At 61.5% G+C, this 3028-nt stretch carries 1 protein-coding gene; it reads right to left on the reverse strand.

What is annotated here, in order from left to right:
- On the reverse strand, positions 1–3028 hold a 3028-nt coding region (locus D8U69_RS29830; protein WP_241668676.1), incomplete at both ends, for a type I secretion C-terminal target domain-containing protein.

Genomic DNA, 3028 nt, shown 5'->3' on the forward strand with positions numbered 1-3028 from the left:
CACCCCACCCGCCCCCGGCGTAACACCGTAATGGCTGGCCAGGTTGACGCCCGCCAGGTCAATGGTCTGGTTCGGCGCCGCGCCGGCCATGCCGCTGACGTCGATGCTGGTGACCAGTGACGCGCCGCTGCCGCTGACAGTGAAGTGCAGGTAGTCATCGAGCGACGCGGCGCTGCCATTCTCCCCTTGCAGCAGCTGCGACAGGTCGAGTTTGTCGGTGCCCGGCGTAAAGTCGGTGATCACATCGTGGCCACTGTTGCCTTTGAGCCATTGGAACGTGTCGGCGCCGCTGCCGCCGGTCAGCGTATTGTTGCCCAGTCCGCCGATCAGGAAGTCATCGCCACCCTCGCCCTTGAGCACGTCATTGCCCAGGCCGCCGGTAATGATGTTGCTGTTGTTGTCGCCGGTAAGGTTGTCGTTGAAATCGGAGCCGACGAGGTTTTCGATGGCGGTCAGGGTGTCGGTGCCGGCGCCCAAGGTGTTTTGCGGCCCACTCTGGCCCAGGTTGACCGTAACGCCAGTGGTGGCATGGGCGTAGCTCGCGGTGTCGTTACCGATGCCGCCATCGAGCAGGTCGTTGCCCGTGCCACTGAACAACAAGTCATTGCCCGCATCGCCATGCAGCGTGTTGTTGCCGGTGCCTGCGGTGAGGATGTCATTGCCGTCACCGGCATTGATGATGTTGTCGCCGTTGCCTGCCACCAGGGTGTCGTTGCCCGTGGTCCCGGTGAGGGTATGACCGTCCTGATAGCTGATGGTCAGGTTGGCGCTGTCGCTGCCACCATGGTTATCGCTGGCAGTGTAGGTGCCGTGATAGTCCGGGGCAGTGTCGTGGGCACCGGAATAATCGAGCTTCATGGTCAGCTGATAGCTTTCCGAGTTGCCCGCACCGCTGCCGCCACCGGTGTTGGTGATGTTGGTCACATGGATCTGATAGACGCCGTCCGACGTCGCCGTGATGGTCTGGCCATCGCCGAGGGCAATCCAGGCACCGCCGTTGATCGAGTACTCCATAGTGATATGGCCGGCAGCCAGATTGTGGTCAAGGTTGAGGGTCTCGCCCTGCTTGAGGTTGACGGTGATGCGATCTTCATCGTTAACGTTGGCCGCAGTGACCGGCCCCAGATAACCACTGATCACCAACAGGGCCGTCATCGAGGCGGTATTGGCTGCGAACGCGCCGCGCACGTTGCTCAGGCTCTGGTTGCTCGGCTTGACGCCGCTGCCGGAGAAATCAATCGCGCCGCTGCCGGTGAAGTCAGCACCTTTGGCGACCCAGCCCGTATTGAACGTGGTTGGCGAGGCCTTGAGCGGGTCGCCATCGGCGCCGGTGTCGTTGGCCAGCAGTAATTCAGCCGGCACCGTCACGCTGCCTGAAAGCACGTTAGTGATGATGTGATCATCAGTGGCCACCGGCGCTGCGTTCGGAATGACTTTGACCACCAGTGTCGAGCTGGCGAGATCGCCGTCGTTGTCGCTGAGGGTGAAGCCGATGTTTTCCGTGAGCACCACCGAGGTAGTTTTCTGCGATACGTAGTTGTATTCACCGGTATCGAGATTCACCACCAGCGTGCCCTTGTTGTTGGTGGCGATACTCAGGGTGTTGTTGGTCGTATTGAACGTACCGTGATTGGCGCCGCCGCTGAAATTCAGCGAGCCCTGGTTGCTGTTGCCTTTCGGATCGTAGGTGTACGTGGTGCCATCGACGGTGATGGTTTTTATGAAGCCGCCATCTGCACCAAACGCCCCACCCTCGCCCAGCAGTGAACCGGTGACCGGTGCGCCCATCACCGTGCCCGAAAGCACCGAGTTGAGTTGGCCTAGGTCAGTGACAATCACGGCGTTGTTATTGGTCCCCGTGCCAGTGCCGTCATATGCCAGCGGATCGAGGGCATCATTGTCGACGTTTGCGCCCAGGCCGATCGCGTAGTTCTTGATTTGATTCTCGGTAAGAAATGCCTTCCAGAGCGCCTCGTCCTGCGTCTCGATCGAACCTTCATTGGGTTTGCCGTCAGAGAAGAAGTAGCCGACATTCTGTGCGCCCGTCAGCTTGCCGTTGGTCTCAAATGCAGTTTGTGCCACGGCCACCGCCGCGTCGTAGTTGGTGCCGCCGCCCGCCGTCAGACCAGCGACGATTGCCTTGGCGGTCGCCACGTCAACCCACACCGACGACTTGTCGATGGCATTGCTGCTGAACGTGACAATCTGCACTTTGACGTCGCCGAGGTCGTCGTATTTGTCGAGCAAGGCACTGATCGCCTGCTTGGCCAGATCCAGCCTCGACAGCCCCGTTACGCCGGAGGGGTCGACCATGCTGCCGGAGACATCGATCACCAGCAGCAGGTTGGAGTCAATCTCGACTGCTGCCACCGAACGCTCCGAAGCCACAGCCTTGGGCACGTCGTCGACGATGTTGACCACGATAGTGCTGGTGGTGGTGTTGCCCAGCGCATCGGTGGCCTTGTAGGTAAAGGTGTCGCTCAGGGAGTTGGGGCCATCGTTGGCGCCCGGTGTTGTTTTCGGTGCCGAGGTCAAGGTGTAGGTATACGTGCCGTTGGGGTTGAGCAGGATTTGCCCAAAGTTGCCGTTGGCGCTGCCGACCAGGGTGTAGCTGATCGCGCCAGTCGCGCCGCTGACCGAGCCGACCAGCGTGCCGGACGCGGTTTCACCGGAGTGCCCCGGTTCGCTGCCGGTGACGCTGCCGGCCGCCAGGTCCTGGCCGTCCTTGTTCAGGTCGAGGGCTTTTTCGTAGACGGTGGCGTCGGCGTCGCTGACCGCTTGCAGGCAGCTGTTGTAGACGTCGATGGTGATGGTGGTGGTGCTTTCATCGCCGTCGGCATCGCGCACGGTGTAGGTGAACACATCCACCGCACCGGGGCCGCTCACAGCGTTCGGGTTGCTGTGATAAACCGCGTTGCCGCTGGCGTCGAGGGTCAGGTAGCCGTAGGTGCCGTTGATCTGGCTGTTCAGGCCACCGATAGCCGAGGTCGAGGTATCCGAACCGGCGCGCACGCCGATCACTGCACCG

Source organism: Pseudomonas sp. Sample_16 (assembly GCF_004307665.1).
Lineage (GTDB): Bacteria > Pseudomonadota > Gammaproteobacteria > Pseudomonadales > Pseudomonadaceae > Aquipseudomonas.